The 18,911-nt window shown below is 65.4% G+C and carries 18 protein-coding genes; 7 read left to right on the plus strand and 11 right to left on the minus strand.

Going from position 1 to position 18,911, the window contains the following annotated elements:
* Positions 1-23: 23 nt before the first annotated feature.
* Complete coding sequence (pheT, locus tag P9A16_RS11995) at positions 24-2,450, plus strand: phenylalanine--tRNA ligase subunit beta (protein ID WP_023513679.1); 2,427 nt, start codon at positions 24-26, stop codon at positions 2,448-2,450.
* Between the two features lie 263 nt (positions 2,451-2,713).
* Here the strand turns inward: pheT and mbfA are convergent, their stop codons facing one another.
* A complete protein-coding gene (gene mbfA, locus P9A16_RS12000; RefSeq protein ID WP_023513677.1) occupies positions 2,714-3,697 on the minus strand; it encodes an iron exporter MbfA in 984 nt (327 codons plus the stop codon).
* 221 nt (positions 3,698-3,918) lie between these two features.
* On the opposite strand from mbfA, the gene P9A16_RS12005 reads away from it, so the two are divergent.
* Positions 3,919-4,743: a hypothetical protein gene (locus P9A16_RS12005; RefSeq protein ID WP_023512458.1), complete on the plus strand. Its 825-nt coding sequence runs from the start codon at positions 3,919-3,921 to the stop codon at positions 4,741-4,743.
* A 27-nt stretch (positions 4,744-4,770) separates the two neighbouring features.
* On the opposite strand, the gene P9A16_RS12010 is transcribed toward P9A16_RS12005, so the two are convergent.
* The 4 genes from P9A16_RS12010 to P9A16_RS12025 all read right to left on the minus strand — a co-directional run bounded on the left by P9A16_RS12010 (position 4,771) and on the right by P9A16_RS12025 (position 8,134).
* A complete protein-coding gene (locus P9A16_RS12010; protein WP_023512457.1) occupies positions 4,771-5,433 on the minus strand; it encodes an OmpA family protein in 663 nt (220 codons plus the stop codon).
* Between the two features lie 78 nt (positions 5,434-5,511).
* On the minus strand, positions 5,512-6,402 hold the full coding sequence (locus P9A16_RS12015) for an EamA family transporter (RefSeq protein WP_023512456.1): 891 nt from the start codon (positions 6,400-6,402) through the stop codon (positions 5,512-5,514).
* A gap of 142 nt (positions 6,403-6,544) precedes the next feature.
* Positions 6,545-7,570 (minus strand): histone deacetylase family protein, encoded by a 1,026-nt coding sequence (locus P9A16_RS12020; RefSeq protein ID WP_023512455.1) that lies wholly within the window; start codon positions 7,568-7,570, stop codon positions 6,545-6,547.
* Between the two features lie 153 nt (positions 7,571-7,723).
* Positions 7,724-8,134 (minus strand): hypothetical protein, encoded by a 411-nt coding sequence (locus P9A16_RS12025; protein ID WP_023512454.1) that lies wholly within the window; start codon positions 8,132-8,134, stop codon positions 7,724-7,726.
* 126 nt (positions 8,135-8,260) lie between these two features.
* On the opposite strand from P9A16_RS12025, the gene P9A16_RS12030 reads away from it, so the two are divergent.
* The gene (locus P9A16_RS12030) at positions 8,261-9,034 is read left to right on the plus strand and encodes a helix-turn-helix domain-containing protein (protein ID WP_037405661.1); all 774 of its coding nucleotides are present in this window, start codon (positions 8,261-8,263) and stop codon (positions 9,032-9,034) included.
* Positions 9,035-9,040: 6 nt separating this feature from the next.
* Here the strand turns inward: P9A16_RS12030 and P9A16_RS12035 are convergent, their stop codons facing one another.
* The 3 genes from P9A16_RS12035 to P9A16_RS12045 are packed head-to-tail and all read right to left on the minus strand — an operon-like array spanning position 9,041 to position 11,117.
* Positions 9,041-9,406, minus strand: coding sequence for an EamA-like transporter family (locus P9A16_RS12035; protein WP_023512452.1), 366 nt, complete (start codon positions 9,404-9,406; stop codon positions 9,041-9,043).
* Positions 9,403-10,110 (minus strand): class I SAM-dependent methyltransferase, encoded by a 708-nt coding sequence (locus P9A16_RS12040; protein ID WP_023512451.1) that lies wholly within the window; start codon positions 10,108-10,110, stop codon positions 9,403-9,405. Before P9A16_RS12040 ends, P9A16_RS12035 begins: the two co-directional genes overlap by 4 nt.
* A 17-nt stretch (positions 10,111-10,127) precedes the next feature.
* Positions 10,128-11,117 (minus strand): glycosyltransferase, encoded by a 990-nt coding sequence (locus tag P9A16_RS12045; protein ID WP_278025707.1) that lies wholly within the window; start codon positions 11,115-11,117, stop codon positions 10,128-10,130.
* A gap of 180 nt (positions 11,118-11,297) precedes the next feature.
* Here P9A16_RS12045 and P9A16_RS12050 point away from each other — a divergent pair, with 180 nt between their 5' ends.
* From P9A16_RS12050 to P9A16_RS12060, 3 genes are all read left to right on the plus strand, one after another.
* A complete protein-coding gene (locus tag P9A16_RS12050; protein ID WP_051758597.1) occupies positions 11,298-13,061 on the plus strand; it encodes a hypothetical protein in 1,764 nt (587 codons plus the stop codon).
* Positions 13,062-13,141: 80 nt separating this feature from the next.
* A complete protein-coding gene (xseA, locus tag P9A16_RS12055) occupies positions 13,142-14,728 on the plus strand; it encodes an exodeoxyribonuclease VII large subunit (protein WP_024270150.1) in 1,587 nt (528 codons plus the stop codon).
* A gap of 7 nt (positions 14,729-14,735) precedes the next feature.
* Entirely contained in the window at positions 14,736-15,326 is a 591-nt protein-coding gene (locus P9A16_RS12060; protein ID WP_023512531.1) for an NAD(P)H-dependent oxidoreductase, read from the plus strand.
* Positions 15,327-15,385: 59 nt separating this feature from the next.
* On the opposite strand, the gene P9A16_RS12065 is transcribed toward P9A16_RS12060, so the two are convergent.
* On the minus strand, positions 15,386-15,868 hold the full coding sequence (locus tag P9A16_RS12065) for a MarR family winged helix-turn-helix transcriptional regulator (protein WP_037405637.1): 483 nt from the start codon (positions 15,866-15,868) through the stop codon (positions 15,386-15,388).
* A gap of 83 nt (positions 15,869-15,951) precedes the next feature.
* On the opposite strand from P9A16_RS12065, the gene P9A16_RS12070 reads away from it, so the two are divergent.
* Positions 15,952-16,866 (plus strand): EamA family transporter, encoded by a 915-nt coding sequence (locus tag P9A16_RS12070; protein WP_023512533.1) that lies wholly within the window; start codon positions 15,952-15,954, stop codon positions 16,864-16,866.
* On the opposite strand, the gene P9A16_RS12075 is transcribed toward P9A16_RS12070, so the two are convergent.
* Together P9A16_RS12075 and P9A16_RS12080 are read right to left on the minus strand one after the other, a co-directional pair.
* Positions 16,817-17,605, minus strand: a complete 789-nt coding sequence (locus P9A16_RS12075) for a pyrroline-5-carboxylate reductase family protein (protein WP_023512534.1) — start codon at positions 17,603-17,605, stop codon at positions 16,817-16,819. The two genes, P9A16_RS12070 and P9A16_RS12075, sit on opposite strands and share 50 nt — an antisense overlap.
* Positions 17,602-18,855, minus strand: a complete 1,254-nt coding sequence (locus P9A16_RS12080; protein ID WP_023512535.1) for an aminopeptidase — start codon at positions 18,853-18,855, stop codon at positions 17,602-17,604. The genes P9A16_RS12075 and P9A16_RS12080 overlap by 4 nt, the downstream gene beginning before the upstream one ends.
* Between the last annotated feature and the right edge of the window lie 56 nt (positions 18,856-18,911).

Genomic DNA, 18,911 nt, shown 5'->3' on the forward strand with positions numbered 1-18,911 from the left:
CCGGCATCCAAGGAGACATTTTCATGAAATTCACCCTCTCCTGGCTGAAGGATCACCTTGAGACCGACGCCACGCTCGAAGAGATCTGCGCGAAGCTGACGGCGATCGGCCTTGAAGTGGAAGACGTCGACGACAAGGCGGCCTTCAAGCCCTTCGTCATCGCCAAGGTCGTTTCCGCCGAGCAGCACCCGAACGCCGACAAGTTGCGCGTGCTGATGGTCGATACCGGCAAGGGCGACCCGATCCAGGTCGTCTGCGGCGCGCCGAATGCGCGTACGGGGCTTGTCGGCGCCTTCGCCGCGCCCGGCACCTATGTGCCCGGCATCGACGTGACGCTTGCCGTCGGCACCATCCGCGGCGTCGAGAGCCGCGGCATGATGTGCTCGGAAAAGGAACTGGAAATTTCCGACAACCATGACGGCATCATCGACCTGCCGGCCGATGCGCCTGTCGGCACGAGCTATGCGGCCTATGCCGGCCTCGACGATCCGGTCGTCGAGATCAACATGACGCCGAACCGCCCGGACTGCACGAGCATTTTCGGTATCGCCCGCGATCTTGCCGCCTCCGGCCTCGGTACGCTGAAGGCCCCAAAGGCCCCGTCCTTCCAGGTCGAGGGCGAGACACCGGTCAAGGTGAAGCTGGAGCTTGGCGGGGAGGATCATCTCTGCCCCGGTTTCGCGCTCCGGCTTGTGCGCGGCGTGAAGAATGGCCCGAGCCCGCGCTGGATGCAGCAGCGGCTTCTCGCCATCGGCCTTCGCCCGATCAACGCGCTCGTCGACATCACCAACTACATGACCTTCGACCAGGGCCGCCCGCTGCACGTCTTCGACGCGGCCAAGGTGAAGGGCAACCTCGTCGTGCGCCGCGCGGCCGAGGGGGAAAAGGTGCTGGCGCTCGACACGCGCGAATACACGCTGAACCCGGCCAACGTCGTCATCGCCGATGACAACGGCATCGAATCGATCGGCGGCATCATGGGCGGCGAACATTCAGGCTGCGACGAGAACACGATCGACGTGCTGATCGAATCGGCGCTTTGGGACCCGATGAACATCGCCAAGTCCGGCCGTGCGCACGGTATCATCACCGATGCGCGCTACCGCTTCGAGCGCGGCGTCGATCCGCAATACATGGTTCCCGGCATCGAGCGCGCCACAGCGCTGGTGCTGGAACTCTGCGGCGGCGTGGCCGCGAAGACGGATGTCGTCGGCTACAGGGGGTTTGACGCCAAGGTCGTCGATTTCCCCTTCTCCGAGGTCAAGCGCCTGACCGGCCTTGAAGTGTCGTCGCAAGAGAGCGTTGATATCCTGACCCGTCTCGGCTTCACCGTCACCGGCTCGGGCGAGCGGGTCTCCGTCGCGGTCCCCTCCTGGCGTCCCGACGTCGATGGCAAGGCGGATCTCGTGGAAGAGGTCATGCGCATCCACGGCGTCGACAACATCAAGCCGGCGCCGCTCGAAAGCCATGGTGCCGTCAATGGCCGCATCCTGACCACGCTGCAGATCCGCTCGCGCCTAGCCAAGCGGGCGCTTGCTTCACGCGGCATGCTGGAGGCCGTCACCTGGTCCTTCATCCCGAAGGCCCATGCCGAACTCTTCGGCGGCGGTGCTGCCTCGCTGGCGCTCTCCAATCCGATTGCATCGGATATGTCGGACATGCGCCCGTCGCTGCTGCCGGGCCTGCTTGCCGCCGCACAGCGCAATGCCGACAAGGGCTATGGCGATGTCGCGCTCTTCGAGGTCTCCGGCACCTATGAGAACGACAGGCCCGAGGGCCAGCGCCGCGTTGCCGGCGGTGTGCGCCGCGGCACGGCCTCGCTTGCCGGTTCCGGCCGCCTCTGGTCGAATGCCGCCAAGGGTGGCGGCAAGCCGGTTGACGTCTATGACGCCAAGGCCGATGCGCTGGCCGTGATCGAGGCCTGCGGCTTGCCGATGGGCAATGTGCAGATCGAGCCCGGTGCGCCCGGCTGGTATCATCCGGGCCGGTCCGGCACGATCAAGATGGGCCCGAAGATCGTGCTTGGATATTTCGGCGAGTTCCACCCGAAGGCGCTCGGCGCGCTCGACGTATCCGGCGCCCTCTGCGGTTTCGAGATCTTTGTCGATGCCATGCCGGACCCGAAGAAGAAGGCGACCCGCACCAAGCCGGCACTCGATCTCTCGCCCTTCCAGGCCGTCAAGCGCGACTTCGCCTTCGTCGTCGACAAGACGGTGGAAGCCGGCGCCATCGTGCGCGCTGCGACGGGGGCGGACCGCAAGCTGATCGCCGCCGTCAACGTCTTCGACGTCTTCGAGGGCGCATCGCTCGGCGAAGGCAAGAAGTCGATCGCCATCGAAGTCGTCTTCCAGCCGACCGACAAGACCCTGACGGACGAGGACTTCGAGGCACTCACCGCCAAGATCGTCGGCAATGTCGTCAAGACCACGGGCGGCACGCTGCGCGCCTGACCGGGACCGGAGCGGGGCGGTCACGCCCCGCTTTCCAATTCGTGAGCACCGGTCGCATTTTGTGAACGGACCGTTGCCGGCTTGCGGATTGAACATTGGTTAGCAAGGCCTTAATTCCCTCCCCGGGAGGTTATCGAGGTCGAAATGGATTCTGCTGCCAATCTCCTGCCGCTCGCCATCATGGGTGTCGGCGTCTATCTCTTCTTCCGCTGGGTGGTGCGCGACATGAACCGCCCGACAGGCCGCTAGGCCTCTCCGTCTCCCTATGCATTGCCGATCAGCACGCCAGCAGCCAGCACGAGACTGCCGCCGAACACGACCTGGAGAACCGCGCGGAAGAACGGCGTTTCCATGTAGCGGTTCTGGATGAAGGCGATCGCCCAGAGTTCCACGAAGACGACGAAGACGGCGATGGTCGTCGCCAGCATGAAGTTCGGGATCAGATAGGGCAGGGCATGGCCGAGACCGCCGACGGCGGTCATGATGCCCGAGGCAAGGCCGCGCTTGACCGGCGAACCGCGGCCGGAGAGTTTCCCGTCGTCATGGGCCGCTTCCGTGAAACCCATCGAGATGCCGGCGCCGACCGAGGCCGAGAGACCGACGAGGAAGGTCTGCCAGGTGTCCTGCGTGGCGAAGGCGGCGGCGAAGATTGGCGCGAGCGTCGAGACAGAGCCGTCCATCAGGCCGGCAAGGCCCGGCTGCACATAGGTCAGCACGAATTGCCGCTGTGCCGTCTGGTCTTCCTCCGCCTTCACATCTTCAGGTGTGTGCTGTTTGCCAAGCCGGCGGGCGAGCGATTCATGGGATTTCTCCGCAAGCGCCAGGTCGCCGAGCAGTTTTCGCGTTGCGGCGTCCTCGGTGCGGGAGGCGGCGGCAAGGTAGAAGCGGTGCGCAGCGTCCTCCATCGCCTCGGCCTGCGCGCGGATCGCCTCGAGAGGCATGCTCTGGATCAGCCAGTCCGGCTTGCGTTCCGGGAAGTCGCGCACATGTTCGCGCCGCACCAGTGGGATGCGGTCGCCGAAGCGTGCCACATGGCGATCGATGAGCATCTGGCGGTGATGGCTCTCCTCCTCGGCCATCTCCTCGAAGATGCGGGCGGAATGCGGATAGGCGTCGCGCAGCGTATCGGCATAGGCAAGGTAGATGCGCCCGTCGTCCTCTTCCGAGGAGATGGCAAGGGCGAGGATCTCCTGTTCGCTTAGGGATTCGAGGCTGCGTTTGCCGGGGCGGAAAAGGCGGGAGAACATCGGTAACAATCCAGTTTAGAATAATTCTAAATATAGGATCGAACATGCCTTGGTCAACCTCGACAGGATGTCGCGCCTGCGGGCCAAGGCGCATCCGATATCCCTGCTCGCTCGTTCCGCTGGGGGGGCTGATTTTCCGCGTGCCGTTCTCGTAAAACCGCTGCACACTTTTGCGCGACATGCTTTAGTGTGGCCGTAGTGGAGACTGCGAAGGACGTGATGTGACCGCCGGACTGAAGCCGCTTACCGCAAGCCGCGACACGCTGCTCGATCGCCTCGGCCGCCGTTTTGCCGACAAGCTGCAAGGCCAGACCTCCGGCTATGAGCCCTACACGCCTTCCGATCCTGAAACGCTGGCGCGCACGTTGCGGCCCGGCGACGTATTGCTGGTGGAGGGCAACCAGAAGGTCTCGGCCGCGATCAAGTACCTGACGCAGTCCACCTGGTCGCATGCGGCGCTCTTCGTCGGTGATGAGGTGCCGCTGACGCTGGATCAGGCAACGCTGCCGGCGGCGCAGCGCCCGCAGCTTATCGAGGTCAATCTCGGCGAGGGCTGCGTTGCCGTGCCGCTCACCAAGTACCGTACCTACAATACGCGCATCTGCCGCCCGGTGGGGCTGACGCCGGAGGATCGCGACACGCTCGTCGCCTTCATGATCTCGCGCCTCGGGCTGAAATACGATCTGAAGAACATCACGGACATGTTGCGCTATTTCATGCCCACGCCGCCGGTGCCCGTCCGCTGGCGCCGCCGCATGATCGCCTTCGGTTCAGGCGATCCGACGCGGGCGATCTGCTCGACGCTGATTGCGGAAGCCTTCGAGGCGATCCGCTATCCGATCCTGCCCGACATCACGCGAGCGCCCGGCCATGCCGCGGCGACGTCGACCTATTCGCGCGAAGAAATCCTGCACATCCGCCATCATTCGCTCTATACGCCGCGCGACTTCGATCTCTCGCCCTATTTCGAGATCGTCAAGCCGACCTTGAAATACGGTTTCGATTACAAGCGGCTGGAATGGGCGCCGGGTCGCGAAGGGCCCTGATGGCCCCCCGCGAAAATCTGCGGTATCTTATTGCTTAAGCGGCGAGATCGCGATTTCGACGCGCCGGTTCTGCGCGCGACCCATTTCCGAGGCGTTGGAGGCGATCGGACGTTCCAGGCCGTAGCCCATCGCCGACATGCGACGCGGGTCGACACCGCGGCCGGCCAGGTAATTGGCGACCGAATTGGCGCGGCGGTTGGAGAGGTCCATGTTGTAGCCGGCATTGCCGACCGAATCGGTGTGGCCGTCGACGTCGATCAGCGTCTTGTTGAACTTGCGCAAGACGAGCGCGACCGAATCGAGCGTCGGATAGAACGGCGGGATCACCTGGTCCTGATCCGTAGCGAAGGTGACGTTCGACGGCATGTTGAGGATGATGCGATCCCCCATGCGCGTGACGGAAACACCGGTGCCCTGAAGCTGGGCGCGCAGCTCGGCTTCCTGGTTGTCCATGTAGTTGCCGATGGCGCCACCGGCCAGTGCCCCGACGCCGGCACCGATCAGCGCGGCATTGCGACGTTGCACCGGGTTGTTGCCGATCAGGAGACCGGCGACCGCGCCGACGCCCGCGCCGATCGCCGCACCGCCGGCCGTGTTGGAAACCTTCTGTTCGCCCGTATAGGGGTCGGTGGTCGTGCAGGCAGAAAGATAGACCGCGGCAACCGCGACAACAGCGCATTTCTTGTACATGCAGGCATCCCCGAGACTTCGATGATTCTGCTTCAACCTACCGATTGCGGCAGGAACATGAAAGAGGCGCGCATTTGCCTAGGTTTCGCCGCCCCCGCTGGAAGTGACGCCGGCGCTTGCGGCGACCACGAGGCCCGTGCCGAGCATCTGCAAAGGCGTCATCGGCTGGCTGAGCACGAGGAAGCCGGCAAGCGCGCCAAGGGCGGGCTCGAGGCTCATCAGAATGCCGAAGGCGGCCACCGGCATGCGGCGCAGGGCAATCATTTCCAGCGCATAGGGGATGAGTGGCACCAGAAGCGCAAGGCCGAGCATCATGCCGAGGCCTTCCGGGCTCATCGCCTCATGCGCCCGCACCAGGCCGAAGGGCGCGGCGACGACCGCGGCTATGATCAGCGACATGGCAAGGCCTTCGAGGCCCGGAAAGACCCGGCCGGCCTTCTTCATCAGCACGATGTAGGTGCCCCAGCCGATGCCGGAACCGCAGGCAAAGAGCAGGCCGACGGGATCGCCGACCCAGCCGTCGCCGTCATGGGAGAGCAGCACCACGCCGAGGAAGGCCGCGAGGGGCCAGATCAGCCGCCAGCCGCCGCCGAGTCCCCATGTCGCCACGGCGAGCGGTCCGAGGAACTCGATCGCCACGGCAAGGCCGAGCGGGATGCGCCCGATGGCGGCGAAGAAGCAGAGCGTCATCGCCGCCATGGTGGTGCCCAGCGCCAGCGCGCTTTTCCACTGTTCGCGGCTGTAGGAGCGCATGGGGGGCCGCACGATCAGCGCCAGCACGGACGCTGCCATCACGAGGCGCAGGAAGGTCGTGGCAAAGGGCCCGTAGTCGGCAATCGCGGTGGCCGAAAAGGCTGCGCCGAACTGCACGCTCGACATGGACGCAAGGCAGAGGATGACCCCGGTGAGAAGACCTGCATTGCCGGAGCCCGAAAGCCCGCCGCCTGTCGCTGTCTGTTGATCGGCCATGAAATGCCCTCCCGGCTGCCCGCTGAAAGCACCGGGTTTGAAGAACCTCAGCGCACTTTAGCGGGACATGCATTAGTGGAGGGGGCGTCACGCGGCAAATGGATAATCGTGACGCCTTGCTTCAGGAAAATTGATGCTGGCCTCAGCCGGCAACGCCCTTCAGCGTGTTGGCGACATTGGGGCCGATTTCCGGCACGCCGTAGCCGCCTTCCATGACGACGAGGACAGGCACGCCGCTGGCCGCGACCGCCCGCCCCATCGTGATGTAGTCCGGCGAAGTCAGTTTGAAGAAGGAGATCGGGTCCTTCTCGAAGGTGTCGACGCCGAGCGAGAGCACGATCACCTCGGCGCCGAAGGCTGAAATGCGCTTCAGGGCATCGGCGAGTGCCGCCTCCCAGACGGAGAAGGGGGTGCCGGGCGGCATCGGATAGTTCTGTGTCGTGCCTACCCCTGCGCCCTTGCCGGTCTCTTCCGCATAGCCGAGGAAATGCGGGAAGGCTTCGGTCGGGTCGCCATGCAGCGAGGCGAAATAGACGTCGCCGCGCTCGTAGAAAATATCCTGCGTGCCGTTGCCGTGATGGAAGTCGACATCGAGCACGGCAACCTTCCTGGCGCCCTTGTCGAGGAAGCGCTGGGCGGCGACGGCGGCGTTGTTGATGAAGCAGTAGCCGCCGAAACTGTCGATGCACGCATGATGGCCCGGCGGGCGGCAAAGCGCGAAGGCCGCCTTCGCGCCGTCAGCCACGATATCGGCCGCTGTCACCGCGCTCTGCATGGAGGAGACGGCGGCCTGCCAGGTGCCGGAGGTGATCGCCGTTTCTGTCGCATTGCAATAGTAGCCAAGCAGGCCGTCGATCTGGCTCGGGATGCGCGACGAGGTGCGGCGCACCGGGAAGGAGGTCGCAATGGCCTCACCCTTGTAGCCGGCGGCCTTCCATTTCTCCCAGGCGCCTTCCAGGAAGGAAAGGTAGCCGGCATCATGCACCTTCAGTGCGGTTTCCAGCCCGTGGCGTACCGGCGCGGAAACGTCGGTGAAACCGGCATCCTTGACCGCGGCGAGGATCCACTCCGCCCGGAACGGCGCCTCGAAGGGCGGCACGAGCTCGCCGCCGTAAAGCTCGCTACGAGCGTTCCTGAGCTTGTGGTCCTCGGAAAAAATAACACGCATGAAGGGTTCCCCGTTTTCATTCGGGCGCGACGGTAGTGCATTTTCCAGAGAAGGGGAATCTCCCTTGCGCGGTAGGCGGCTGCATTGTGTCGGCCCTGAAACGGCACGTGCCCCCGCCAATGGCGAGGGCACGTGGTGGGGGCATCGGCGCGGTCAGGCAAGCGCGGCGCGCTGCCGGCGGCCAAGGCCGATCTTCTTGAGGAGAAGCACATCGGCGACGACCACGGCGGCAAGCGCAATCAGCCCCATGCCGGCAAGCGTCAGCCCGCTGCCGGCGAGGGCGAGGACGGCGATGCTGCCGACGATCCAGGCTGCATCACCCGCAATGGCGAAGCGGACGGCCGAGACCGAGGGCTGCTCCTGCCGCCCGACAGCGAGGTGGAAGGCGCCCCAGAGGGCGAAGAAAGCGGCAAAACCATTGAGGACAGCCGGTGTTGCGAGCGGACCGACGAGGGCGCCGATCGGGCCCGACAGGGCAAAGAGAAGGACGGCAGCGGCAAGCGAGAAGACACCGTCGGCAAGCATGATGGACTTCAGCAGGTTGCGGTTGATGGCAGCGAACATTGTGGGCTCCTTTCGGTTTCGATGTGCTGATCCTGCCGGGGCCGGTGGCGTAAACCAATTACCTTGGAGGTAATGGAAATCATGCCGGGCCTCCTGTTTAGTGCGGGAGATGAAAAGGAGGACCGCATGGAATTCGGTGAGCATCTCAAGGAGTGGCGCGGCCATCGCCGTATGAGCCAGCTGGAGCTGGCAAGCGAGGCCGGCATTTCAGCCCGCCATCTGTCTTTTCTCGAGACTGGTCGCTCGCGCCCCTCGGAAGGCATGATCCTGCGCCTCTCCGCGGTGCTGGATATTCCGGCGCGCGATCAGGGCTTGCTGTTTTCCGCCGCCGGCTTTCGCCCACGCTTCGCAACGGCACCGGCCACGAGCCTTGCCGCCTTCCCGCCTGCCGTGGCGGAGGCGATCGGCCTCATCCTCGCCCGCCACGATCCCTATCCGGGCGTTGTCTTCGACCACGAATACAACGTGCTGACTGCCAACCAGGCCTTTCTTGGCCTTGCCGGCATGGCGGGCATCGCCGTCTCGCCGGGCGACAACTTCCTCGATGCCTATCTCGGGCCGACGCCGCTACGCTCGATCGTCGTCAACTGGGCGCAATCGGCCGCCGATCTCGTGCACCGCATCCGTGCCGAGGCCTGGCTGCAGGGGCCGCGCAGCCCGCTCCTGAAGCGCATCGAGCGGCTGGCCGCCGCGGCTGACATCCAGGCCGCGCTGCAAGCCTTTCCGGAGACGGGCCGGCTGCCGATCCTGCCGATCGAGATGAAGATCGGGACAAAACATTTCAACTGGATCACCACGCTTACCTCCTTCGGCTCCGTGCAGGATGCGCTGGTGCAGGGTGTGCTGATCGAAAGCTTCTTCCCGGCGGATGCCGGGACGCGGGCGCATTTCGAGGAGTGATGAAAGTCAGGTGTTGATGACGAGCATGCCGCCGATGATGAGGAAGGCCCCAACCGCGTAGCGCAGCGTCAGCGCTTCGCCGAGGAAAAGGCTGGCGAAGAGCGGCACGAAGCAGAAGGTCAGTGCCATGAACGAATAGCCGATCGTCAGAGGCACCGCTTTCAGCACGAAGATCCAGATGACGGTGCCTGCCCCGTAGATCGCGAGGGCGAGAAGAAGAAGCGGATTGAACGCCAGCGCTGCCAGCCCCTTGAGGCCGAAATCGCCGGTCGTGCCGCTCGTCAGCTTGAACAGCACCTGTCCCGTCGCGATCAGGAGCGGCGTGCCGAGCAGGCCGGCCCAGACCGCAGGGCTATAAGCGCTCGCCGTCACGCTTCGGCCTCCGCACGGTCTTCCATGTAGAAGATGTCGCGGCCGATATCGAGGCAGACGTGGCGGGGCGGCACAGGATGCACGGCGCGCAGGAAGGAATGCGTGTAGGGGAAGAAGTTGAAATGCGGGTTGAAGCTATAGCGGTACTCTCGCTCGCGCGGCACGACGATGATCAGACGCCGGCGCGCGATGCGGCGAAGTTCCGCGATCGCCTGGCGGTATTCCAGCACATGTTCGATGACATGGGTGCAGACGACCGTATCGAACTCGCCATCGGCGAAGGGCAGGGATTCGATCATCGCCGCGACATATTCGACGCCTGCGATATGGGCCGCGTCGTCAACGACGAAATCGACGCCGGTCAGCCGTTTGAGATCAGGGTTGCCGGCCTTGATGTAGCTGAGCAGCGCGCCGGTGCCGCAACCGACGTCGCAGATGCTTTCCCCGGCGATGGAGCCGACGATGCGGTCGATGCAGGCCTGCGAATTGTCCGTGCCGGCATGGACGCGTGGATGTTCGCGATAGAGGTCTTCATATTCCGCGGCAGTCAGAAACGGCGCTCGCTCACGGAATTTTGCGAGCTTGCCGATGTGCTTGCCCCATACGAGGCTTGCCGCCTGCCGGAAGAGCGCGGAATCGCGCAGGATCGGCGGCAGCACGTCCTCGATGACGAAACGAATGCGGTTGGTGGTTTCCCTGTTCATGCTCGTCTTCCGTTCGATCAGGCCGCAAGATGCCGCGTGGCCTTGTCCGCCTTGCGGACGCTGCGGATATGCCGGCCTGCGGACTGGTTCATGTAGTGGATGCGCAACTGCTCGGCGCGGGCGCGGGCGAGGGAATCGAGGATGAGGCCGGCGGAGAAGACGAGGAACGAGATCATCATCAGGGCGAGCGAGAAAACCCAGGTCGGCATGCGCTCGACGAGGCCGGTGTGGAAATAGGCGGCCAGAACCGGCGCCATGAAGGTGAGGCTCGCCGCCATGAAGACGCCGCTGATGGCGCTGAAGAACAGGAAGGGTCGTGTCTCTTTCATCAGCATGGCGAACATCCAGAGGATCTTCGCGCCGTCCTTGAAGGTGGAGAGCTTGGAATGCGAGCCTTCCGGCCGGCGGCCGTAGTCGAGTTCCAGCTCGGCGATCGGCATGCGCAGCCGAGAGGCGTGCACGGACATTTCGGTCTCGATCTCGAAGCCGCCGGAAACGGCGGGAAAGCTCTTCGCGAAGCGACGCGAGAAGGCGCGGTAGCCGGAGAAGATATCGGAGAAATCGTTGCCGAAGAGCGAGCGGAATAGGGTGTTGAAGATACGGTTGCCGAAGGCGTGGCCCTGTCGGCCGGCATCCGCATGCACACCGCGGCGCGTGCCGACGACCATGTCGGCGCCTTCGGTGATCAGCGTGCGGATGAGTTCGGCCGCATCGGACGCGGCGTAGGTGCCGTCGCCGTCGGCCATGATGTAGATGTCGGCCTCGATGTCGGAGAACATGCGGCGCACCACGTTGCCCTTGCCCTGGCGGCGCTCGCGCACGACCGTCGCACCGGCCAGCGCCGCGCGCAATGCGGTCGAATCGGTGGAGTTGTTGTCGTAGACATAGATGCGGGCGGACGGCAGGGCGGCGCGAAAGCCGTGAACGACGTCGCCGATCGTCTGCGCCTCGTTGTAGCAGGGCAGCAGCACGGCGATCCCCAGGTCTTCCATCAGGTTTTCCGTCATGGCGGCGCGTTCTCCCGGCGCGGGCCCCTTCATGCGACCCACGGTTTTACTATTTCTTGAGAAGGTTAAGGCTAGGTTTCGGCAGGCTTCCAATGGTGGACGAAGGGGCGAAACGTGTCGAAATCCATGCCTGCTGCCCTGTCGTTTGCAACCCGGGATGCGTCCACGGGGCGCTTCGGGATGACATGGCATGTGCTTGCTCTCTACAGTCTCCTGACGATTGCGCTTCTGCTCGCACTGTCGCTGCCCTTCGCGACCGATTACGTCGGGGTCGACAACGACGACAGGATGCGCCTCGTCGTGGTGCGGGATCTCCTGGCCGGGCAGAGCTGGTTCGATACGACCCAGTATCGCCTTGGTCTTGCCGGCGGTACGCTCATGCACTGGTCGCGCTTCGTCGATCTGCCGATCGCCAACCTGATCAGCTTCTTCTCGCTCTTCGCCGGGCAGCGACAGGCCGAGGCGCTGGCGCTTGCCGTCTGGCCGTCGTTCCTCGTCCTGCCCGTGCTTTTCAGTGCGGGGCTTGCCGGTTACCGGCTCGGCGGCACCATGGCGATGCACACGACGCTGGTCCTGACGGTCATTCTTGTCGTCTCGCTCAACCGCTTCCAGCCCGGTTCGATCGACCACCACAACGTCCAGGTCGCGCTCATCGCCGGTATTGCCGCGATGCTGCTCGCCCCCGCCATGCGGGCGCGCGACCACGCCATTGCCGGCGTGCTTGCCGGTTTTGCCATTGCCATCGGCGTGGAGACGACGCCGCTCATCGGCGCGGTCTGCCTCGTCGTCGCCTTGCGCTGGGTCTGGCATGGCCGTGCCTTCCGTGATGCGGCCACCGCCTTCGGCCTTTCGCTCGCCCTGACGGTGACCGCCGCCTTCTTTGCCACCGTCGCGCCGTCGCGCTACACGCAGGTGACCTGCGACAGCCTCTCCTATGGCTTTTATGCCTTGGCGACGTTCGGCGGCGGCACGCTGTTTCTCACGGCTTCGCTGGCGAGCACCTGGTCTTTCCGCGGCCGATTGGCTGCCCTTGCGACTGCAGGGGGCATCGTTGCCGTCGCGGTGCTGCTGGTCGCGCCCGGGTGCCTCGCCAATCCGCTCGCCGCGCTTGATCCGTTGCTGAAGACCTTCTGGCTCGACATGGTCATCGAGGCCCAGTCGGCGCTGGCGCAATTCCGTCTCGATCCCACATCGATCGGCAGTTTCTACGCGACGGGTCTTCTCGCCATCGCCGTCTGCGTCGGAAGCGTCTATCGCCGCGAGGCCACCGAGGCGCATCTCATCCTGCTAGCGCTGCTGGCCGTCGCCTTTGCCGTTTCCCTCCTCCAGGTCCGTGGCTCGATCTTCGTCCATGTGCTCGCCGCCATTCCACTTGGCCGGATGATCGCCGAGCTGCGCACGGCCGCCAATGCGCAGCCGAAGAACCTGAGGCTGGGCCTTGCCTTCGCCGGTCTGACGCTTGCCTCGACGCCCGCAACCTGGGCGCTCGCCGGCGCCCTGGTGCCGGGCTATTCCGGCAATGTGTTGCGCGCCGAGCTTGCCGGCGGAGCGAAGCCGCCGGCCTGCACCGACGAGGCCGTTCTGGCGCCGCTCGCCCGCGAGCCGGCCGGTGTGGTGGCTGCCGTTTCGGATATCGGCACGTCGATCTTGCGTTTCAGCGGTCATCGCGTGCTCTCGGCGCCCTACCACCGCAATCAGGGCGGCATGCTGACGCAGCTGCATATCGGCCTGTCCAATCCCCGCCAGGCCGAGGCTTTCCTGCGCGGTGCCGGCGTGACGCTGCTTGCCTTCTGCCCCGGCAACACCGAAACGCTGCTTCTTGCGGATGCGGAGCCGGAAGGGCTCTATGCCGACCTTCTGAAAGGGGAGGTCCCGGCGTATCTCGAACCGGTCGAAGGGGCCGGAGGGGCTGTGCTGCGCCTCTACCGGGTGAAGCCGGAATAGGGTGGGAAAGCGCAAAGTGGGCTGGGGATGCTGGCGGCAGCACCCTGTCATCCGCCGGCAAACGCACTACACTTTGCCGCATGAGCTTTTTCCCCGAGACTGATTCGCCCAGCAATCTTGCCGAATATTCGGTGTCGGAGCTTTCCGGCTCCATCAAGCGCACGGTCGAACAGGCCTTCGACCAGGTGCGCGTGCGCGGCGAGATATCGGGTTATCGCGGCCCGCATTCTTCGGGCCATGCCTATTTCTCGCTGAAGGACGATCGCGCGCGCATCGATGCGGTGATCTGGAAGGGCAGCTTTTCGCGCCTGCGCTTCAAGCCGGAAGAGGGCATGGAGGTGATCGCGACCGGCAAGATCACCACCTTCCCGGGCTCCTCGAAATACCAGATCGTCATCGAGGCACTGGAGCCGGCCGGTGCCGGTGCGCTGATGGCATTGCTTGAGGAGCGTCGCCGCAAGCTCGCCGCTGAAGGCCTTTTCGATGCCGAACGCAAGAAGCCGCTGCCGTTCCTGCCCAAGGTGATCGGTGTCGTCACCTCGCCGACGGGCGCCGTCATCCGCGATATCCTGCACCGCATCGCCGACCGCTTCCCGGTCCATGTCGTCGTCTGGCCGGTCAAGGTCCAGGGCGAAGGGTCGGGGCAGGAGGTTGCCACGGCCATCGAGGGCTTCAACGCCTTCGAGCCGGCCGGCCCGATCCCGCGACCGGACGTGTTGATCGTTGCCCGGGGCGGCGGCAGTCTCGAAGACCTCTGGAGCTTCAACGACGAGATCGTCGTGCGCGCTGCCGCGGCTTCGAAAATCCCGCTGATCTCCGCCGTCGGCCACGAGACGGACTGGACGCTGATCGACCACGCCGCCGATCGCCGTGCCCCGACGCCGACGGGGGCGGCCGAAATGGCAGTGCCGGTCAAGGCCGATCTCGATGCGGAAATCGCTTCGCTCACCGCGCGCCTGCGCGGCGCCACGGCGCGCCAGATGGACAGCCGTCGGCAGGGCGTTCGCGCACTCGCTCGGGCGCTGCCCTCGCTCGACCAGCTTCTCGCCTTGCCGCGCCGCCGGTTCGACGAGGCGGCGGCGGGCCTTGGCCGCGGCCTGCAGATGAACACCGTGGGCAAGCGCCGCGCCTTCGAGCGTACGGCAGCGCATTTGCGGCCCGACATGCTGCTGACGCGCATCGCCGAGCGGCGCCAGCGTGTCGCCGACCGCCTGCAGCGCGCCGACCGCATCGTCGAGCGCCGGCTCGACCAGGTCCGTGCGCGCCTTTCCGCTTTCGATGTTTCGCTGCGCGCAACACCCGCCCGTATCGCCGCGCAAACCGGTCGCGCGCGTGACCGCCTGTCGGGTCTTGCGCTGCGTGCCGAAAGCGCGCTTGCCGGCGACCTTGCCCGCCGCCGCGCCCTTCTGCAGGCGCAGGACCGCATGCTGCAATCGCTTTCCTACCGGAATGTCCTGAAGCGTGGCTATGCGCTGGTGCGCGACGAGGAGGGGGTGCCGGTGAAGGGCGCCGCCAGCCTTGGCCCCGGCCGCGCCATTGCCATCGAGTTCGCCGACGGCACGGTGGATGCCGTCACCGGAGCCGGCGGCGGCGTGCCGCCACGCAAGAAGGGCATGAAGGGCGAGGTGGAGGAAAAGCCCGCGCCCCGCCAGGGCTCGCTGTTCTGAGGCCGGCATGCGCATCCTGCTCGTGCTCGCCCATCCGCTGGAAGAGAGTTTTGCCGCCGGCATCGCCGGAACGGTGCAGCGGAAGCTGGAGGCAAACGGCCATGTGGTCGATCTGCTCGACCTCTACCGCGAGGGCTTCGATCCGCGTCTGACGCCCTCCGAGCGGTCGCGCTATTTCGAACCGGGCTATGATCCGTCCGATGCCGAACCTTTCGTCTCCCGCCTGAAAGCGGCGGAAGGGCTCGTGCTCGTCTTTCCGCAATGGTGGTTCAATTTCCCGGCCATCCTGAAGGGGTTCTTCGACCGGGTGTTCGCCCCTGGCGTCGCCTTCGAGAACGATCCGGCCGGGGGGCGCATCCAGCCGCGGCTCGGCAACATCCGCCTCTTCTGGGCCTTCACCACGACCGGCTCACCCTGGTGGGTGGTGCATCTCTATATGGGCAACCCGGTGAAGCGGCTCCTGAAGCGCGGCATCGCCGCCTTCTGCGCCAAGGGCCTCGATTTCAGGATGGTGAGCCTGCACGACATGGACCGTGCGAGCGAGGAGAAACGCAAGGCGCATTTAGCACGCGTCGAGCGGCTCGCCGGCAGTCTCTGACCGGGAGAAATCCGGAAAAACCGCGAAACGGTTCCGCGTCGAGGAAAAGCGGAGATGCTCTACTCGAACGCGGCGAGGAACTTTCGCAAAAGGTCGTCCAGTGCCACGCGCTCGTCCGCGCTCAGCGTCTCCAGCAGGCGGTGCTGGTTTTCCACATGGGCCGTGACCGCCACATCGACCAGTGCAAATCCCGTCGGCGTCAGCGCAATGATGACGCTGCGCCGGTCTTCCGGGTTGTGCGAGCGTTCGATGAGGCCTGCCTTTTCAAGCTGGTCGAGCCGGTTGGTCATCGTGCCCGAGCTGACCATGGTGGTGGCGAGCAGATCGCCCGGCGAAAGCCGGTAGGGCGGGCCGGCGCGGCGCAGGGTCGCCAGCACGTCGAAGCTTGCCGAGTTCAGCCCGTGCGCAGCCATCGCCTTCTCGATTTCCCGCGCAAGATGGGTGCGCAGCCGCGCGAGGCGGCCGAGCAGGCCCATCGGCGCGATATCGAGGTCGGGCCGCTCCTGCCTCCATTGCATAAGAATTCTGTCGACGTGATCCATGGCCGGATTTAGCGGCCCCATCGTCTTGACGTCAAGATAAAATGATATATCTTGATTTCAAGATTCTTTGATTGGAGATAATCATGTCTCGCACCACCGATGTCCTCCTCACTGCAACCGCTCCGGCCATTTGGGGCAGTACCTATGTCGTGACGACAGAGCTTCTGCCGGCCGGCTATCCGCTCACCGTCGCCATGTTGCGCGCGCTGCCGGCGGGGCTCCTTCTTCTGCTCCTCGTTCGGCGCCTGCCGCAGGGTGTCTGGTGGCCGCGGACCTTCCTGCTCGGCGCGCTGAACTTCTCGTTCTTCTGGGCGATGCTGTTCGTCTCGGCCTATCGTCTGCCGGGCGGCGTTGCGGCAACGGTCGGCGCCATCCAGCCGCTGATCGTGCTCGGGCTTTCGCGCGCCGTCATCGGCACGACGGTGCGGCCACTCGCCGTCTTCGCCGGTCTTGCCGGTATCGGCGGGGTTGCGTTGCTGGTGCTGACGCCCTCGGCGGCCCTCGACCCGGTCGGTGTCGCCGCTGGTCTTGCCGGCGCGGTTGCCATGGCCTTTGGGACCGTGCTGTCGCACCACTGGAAACCACCGGTGCCACCGCTTACCTTCACTGCCTGGCAGCTCACCGCGGGCGGCCTGCTGCTCGTGCCTGTCGCGCTCTGGTTCGAGCCGGCCCTGCCGGTGCCGACGACGGAAAACCTGCTCGGTTTTCTCTATCTCGGCGTGATCGGCGCAGCGCTCACCTACATCGTCTGGTTCCGCGGCCTTGCACGGCTCGACCCGGCGACGATTTCGCCGCTCGGTTTCCTCAGCCCGCTCGTTGCCGTCGTGCTCGGCTGGGCGCTGCTCGGGCAGGATCTCGGCCTGTTGCAGATCGCAGGAATGCTCGTGGTGCTCGGGAGCGTCTGGCTTAGCCAGCGGGCGCAGGCTGCGCGTCCGGTATCCGACGGGATCAGTCCGCGCCGTCCTGCGCCCGCCGGCGTGCAGCCGTCAACCCGGTGAAGACCGCATGGGCGAGATCGGCGTCGATCATCGCGGAAAGGCCGGCCGCCGTGGTGCCATGGTATTCCATGAACAGTTCCACGATATCGGCCGGCGTATCGCTGACACTGGCCATCTGCGTGGCGGCGCCGAGGAAGAGCTGGCGGACCGCAAGGACCGCCGTCTCCGGGCCGATGCCCGCTTCGATCGCATGGCGGATCATCGCATCGGCCATCAGCGCCGGAAAGGCCGCGCCCGATCCTGTCAGTGCGGTGAAATAGTCGAGCTCGTGCTCGTCGGTGATGAAGTGCTGACGGCCCGAGGCTGCAAAGAAGCGCCGCGCGAAATCCGCTTCCGGGTTGCGCACGTCGTCGGTCATGCACCAGGGCGTGAAGGACAGCCGCTGCTCGGCGCAGGCATTCGGCATCGCCCGCACGATACGCCGCGCGCCGAAGCGGTCGCTGATCTCCTCCACCGTCACCCCCGCCATGACGGAGATGACGAACCGCCCGCGCAGGTCGATATCGATCTCGTCGAGATCGCCGGCTCGGACGGACAGGACGATGGTGTCGCAGGCATCGACGAGGATCGCGTTGTCCGTCGTCATATGCACGCCCGGCCAGGCTTCGTAGCCTGAAATGTTGCCCGAGCGGGAGGAAAGCACGAGGTCGGCCGGCTTGATGAGGCGGTCGGTCAGCACCGGCCGGAGCAAGGCCCCGGCCAGCCATCCGCCGCCGCCGATCACGCCGAGATGGTTCATGCCCACTCGCCGCCGCGCATGACGGGCGCGCGGCTGCCATCGGCGCGGATACCGTCGATGTCCACTTTGTCCGAGCCGATCATCCAGTCGATATGGATGAGGCTTTCATTGCCGCCCTGTGCGCGGATCTGATCCGGCGTCAGGCTCGCGCCGTCGAGGAAGCACTTCGAATAGCACTGGCCGAGCGCGATGTGGCAGGAGGCGTTCTCGTCGAACAGCGTGTTGTAGAACAGGATGCCGCTCGCCGAGATCGGCGAGGAATGCGGCACGAGGGCCACTTCGCCGAGCCGGCGCGCGCCCTCGTCGGTGTCCAGCACCTTGTTCAGCACTGCCTCGCCCTTCGACGCCTTCGCCTCGACGATCCGGCCGCCCTCGAAGCGTACCTGGATATCGTCGATCAGCGTGCCCTGGTGGGAGAGCGGCTTGGTGGAGGAGACATGGCCCTCGACGCGCAGCGCATGCGGCGTGGTGAAGACCTCTTCCGTCGGGATGTTCGGATTGCAGGTGATGCCGTTCTTGGCCATCGATGCGCCGCCGTGCCATTCGTGGCCGTCCGCCAGTCCCACGGTCAGGTCCGTGCCCGGCCCCTTGAAGTGCAGCGCGGCGAAGCGCTCGCCGTTCAACCAGGCCGAGCGCCTGGCAAGGCCCGCATTGTGCGCGGCCCAGGCGGCGACGGGGTCGGCGACATCGACGCGCGAGGCCGCGAAGATGGCATTGGCGAGCTTTTCGACCGCCACGTCTTCCGGGTCGTTCGGGAACACCTGCTTGGCCCAGGACGGGTTCGGATAGGAGACGATGTTCCAGTTGATGTCGAAATTGGCGATCTTTTCCAGCGCCGGCTTGTAGGCCATGGAATTCGCCTTGTTGGCGCGGGCGACCTTGCCCGGATCTTCACCAGAGAGCAGCATCGGATTGTCGCCGGCAATGGCAAGGCGTGCGGCGCCGTTGGCATAGGCCTTGGCCATGCCCTCATAGAGCCAGTCGCTCGCCCGGTCGAAGCTTTCGTCCGGCGCGTGGTGATAGCGGGCGAGCGTTGCCTCTTCGTCGGCATAGAAGGTGCTGACGAGACCGGCGCCGGCCATATAGGCGTGCTTGGTGATGAGCCGGGCAAGCGGCAGGGCGGCGACGGGCGCCGTCATCACGAGATCCTGCCCCTTCTGGAGCTGAAGGCCGACACGCACGGCGACTTCTGCGAGCTTGTCGAGCTTTTGCGGATCGACGGCGGAGGCGGAATTGGCGGGATAGGTCATGGCATGCCTGTCTGTTCTACTCGGATGAAGGAAACTTAGTGTGCCCGGCGCCGAAA

Source organism: Shinella sp. 838, assembly GCF_029623935.1.
In the GTDB taxonomy this organism is placed as follows: domain Bacteria; phylum Pseudomonadota; class Alphaproteobacteria; order Rhizobiales; family Rhizobiaceae; genus Shinella.

Excerpts from the sequence above, each read along its gene's own strand:
- pheT (WP_023513679.1), top strand. The coding sequence starts at position 24 with ATGAAATTCACCCTCTCCTGGCTGAAGGATCACCTTGAGACCGACGCC.
- mbfA (WP_023513677.1), bottom strand. The coding sequence starts at position 3,697 with ATGTTCTCCCGCCTTTTCCGCCCCGGCAAACGCAGCCTCGAATCCCTA.
- P9A16_RS12010 (WP_023512457.1), bottom strand. The coding sequence starts at position 5,433 with ATGTACAAGAAATGCGCTGTTGTCGCGGTTGCCGCGGTCTATCTTTCT.
- P9A16_RS12015 (WP_023512456.1), bottom strand. The coding sequence starts at position 6,402 with ATGGCCGATCAACAGACAGCGACAGGCGGCGGGCTTTCGGGCTCCGGC.
- P9A16_RS12020 (WP_023512455.1), bottom strand. The coding sequence starts at position 7,570 with ATGCGTGTTATTTTTTCCGAGGACCACAAGCTCAGGAACGCTCGTAGC.
- P9A16_RS12025 (WP_023512454.1), bottom strand. The coding sequence starts at position 8,134 with ATGTTCGCTGCCATCAACCGCAACCTGCTGAAGTCCATCATGCTTGCC.
- P9A16_RS12030 (WP_037405661.1), top strand. The coding sequence starts at position 8,261 with ATGGAATTCGGTGAGCATCTCAAGGAGTGGCGCGGCCATCGCCGTATG.
- P9A16_RS12040 (WP_023512451.1), bottom strand. The coding sequence starts at position 10,110 with ATGAACAGGGAAACCACCAACCGCATTCGTTTCGTCATCGAGGACGTG.
- P9A16_RS12045 (WP_278025707.1), bottom strand. The coding sequence starts at position 11,117 with ATGACGGAAAACCTGATGGAAGACCTGGGGATCGCCGTGCTGCTGCCC.
- P9A16_RS12050 (WP_051758597.1), top strand. The coding sequence starts at position 11,298 with ATGACATGGCATGTGCTTGCTCTCTACAGTCTCCTGACGATTGCGCTT.
- xseA (WP_024270150.1), top strand. The coding sequence starts at position 13,142 with ATGAGCTTTTTCCCCGAGACTGATTCGCCCAGCAATCTTGCCGAATAT.
- P9A16_RS12060 (WP_023512531.1), top strand. The coding sequence starts at position 14,736 with ATGCGCATCCTGCTCGTGCTCGCCCATCCGCTGGAAGAGAGTTTTGCC.
- P9A16_RS12065 (WP_037405637.1), bottom strand. The coding sequence starts at position 15,868 with ATGGATCACGTCGACAGAATTCTTATGCAATGGAGGCAGGAGCGGCCC.
- P9A16_RS12070 (WP_023512533.1), top strand. The coding sequence starts at position 15,952 with ATGTCTCGCACCACCGATGTCCTCCTCACTGCAACCGCTCCGGCCATT.
- P9A16_RS12075 (WP_023512534.1), bottom strand. The coding sequence starts at position 17,605 with ATGAACCATCTCGGCGTGATCGGCGGCGGCGGATGGCTGGCCGGGGCC.
- P9A16_RS12080 (WP_023512535.1), bottom strand. The coding sequence starts at position 18,855 with ATGACCTATCCCGCCAATTCCGCCTCCGCCGTCGATCCGCAAAAGCTC.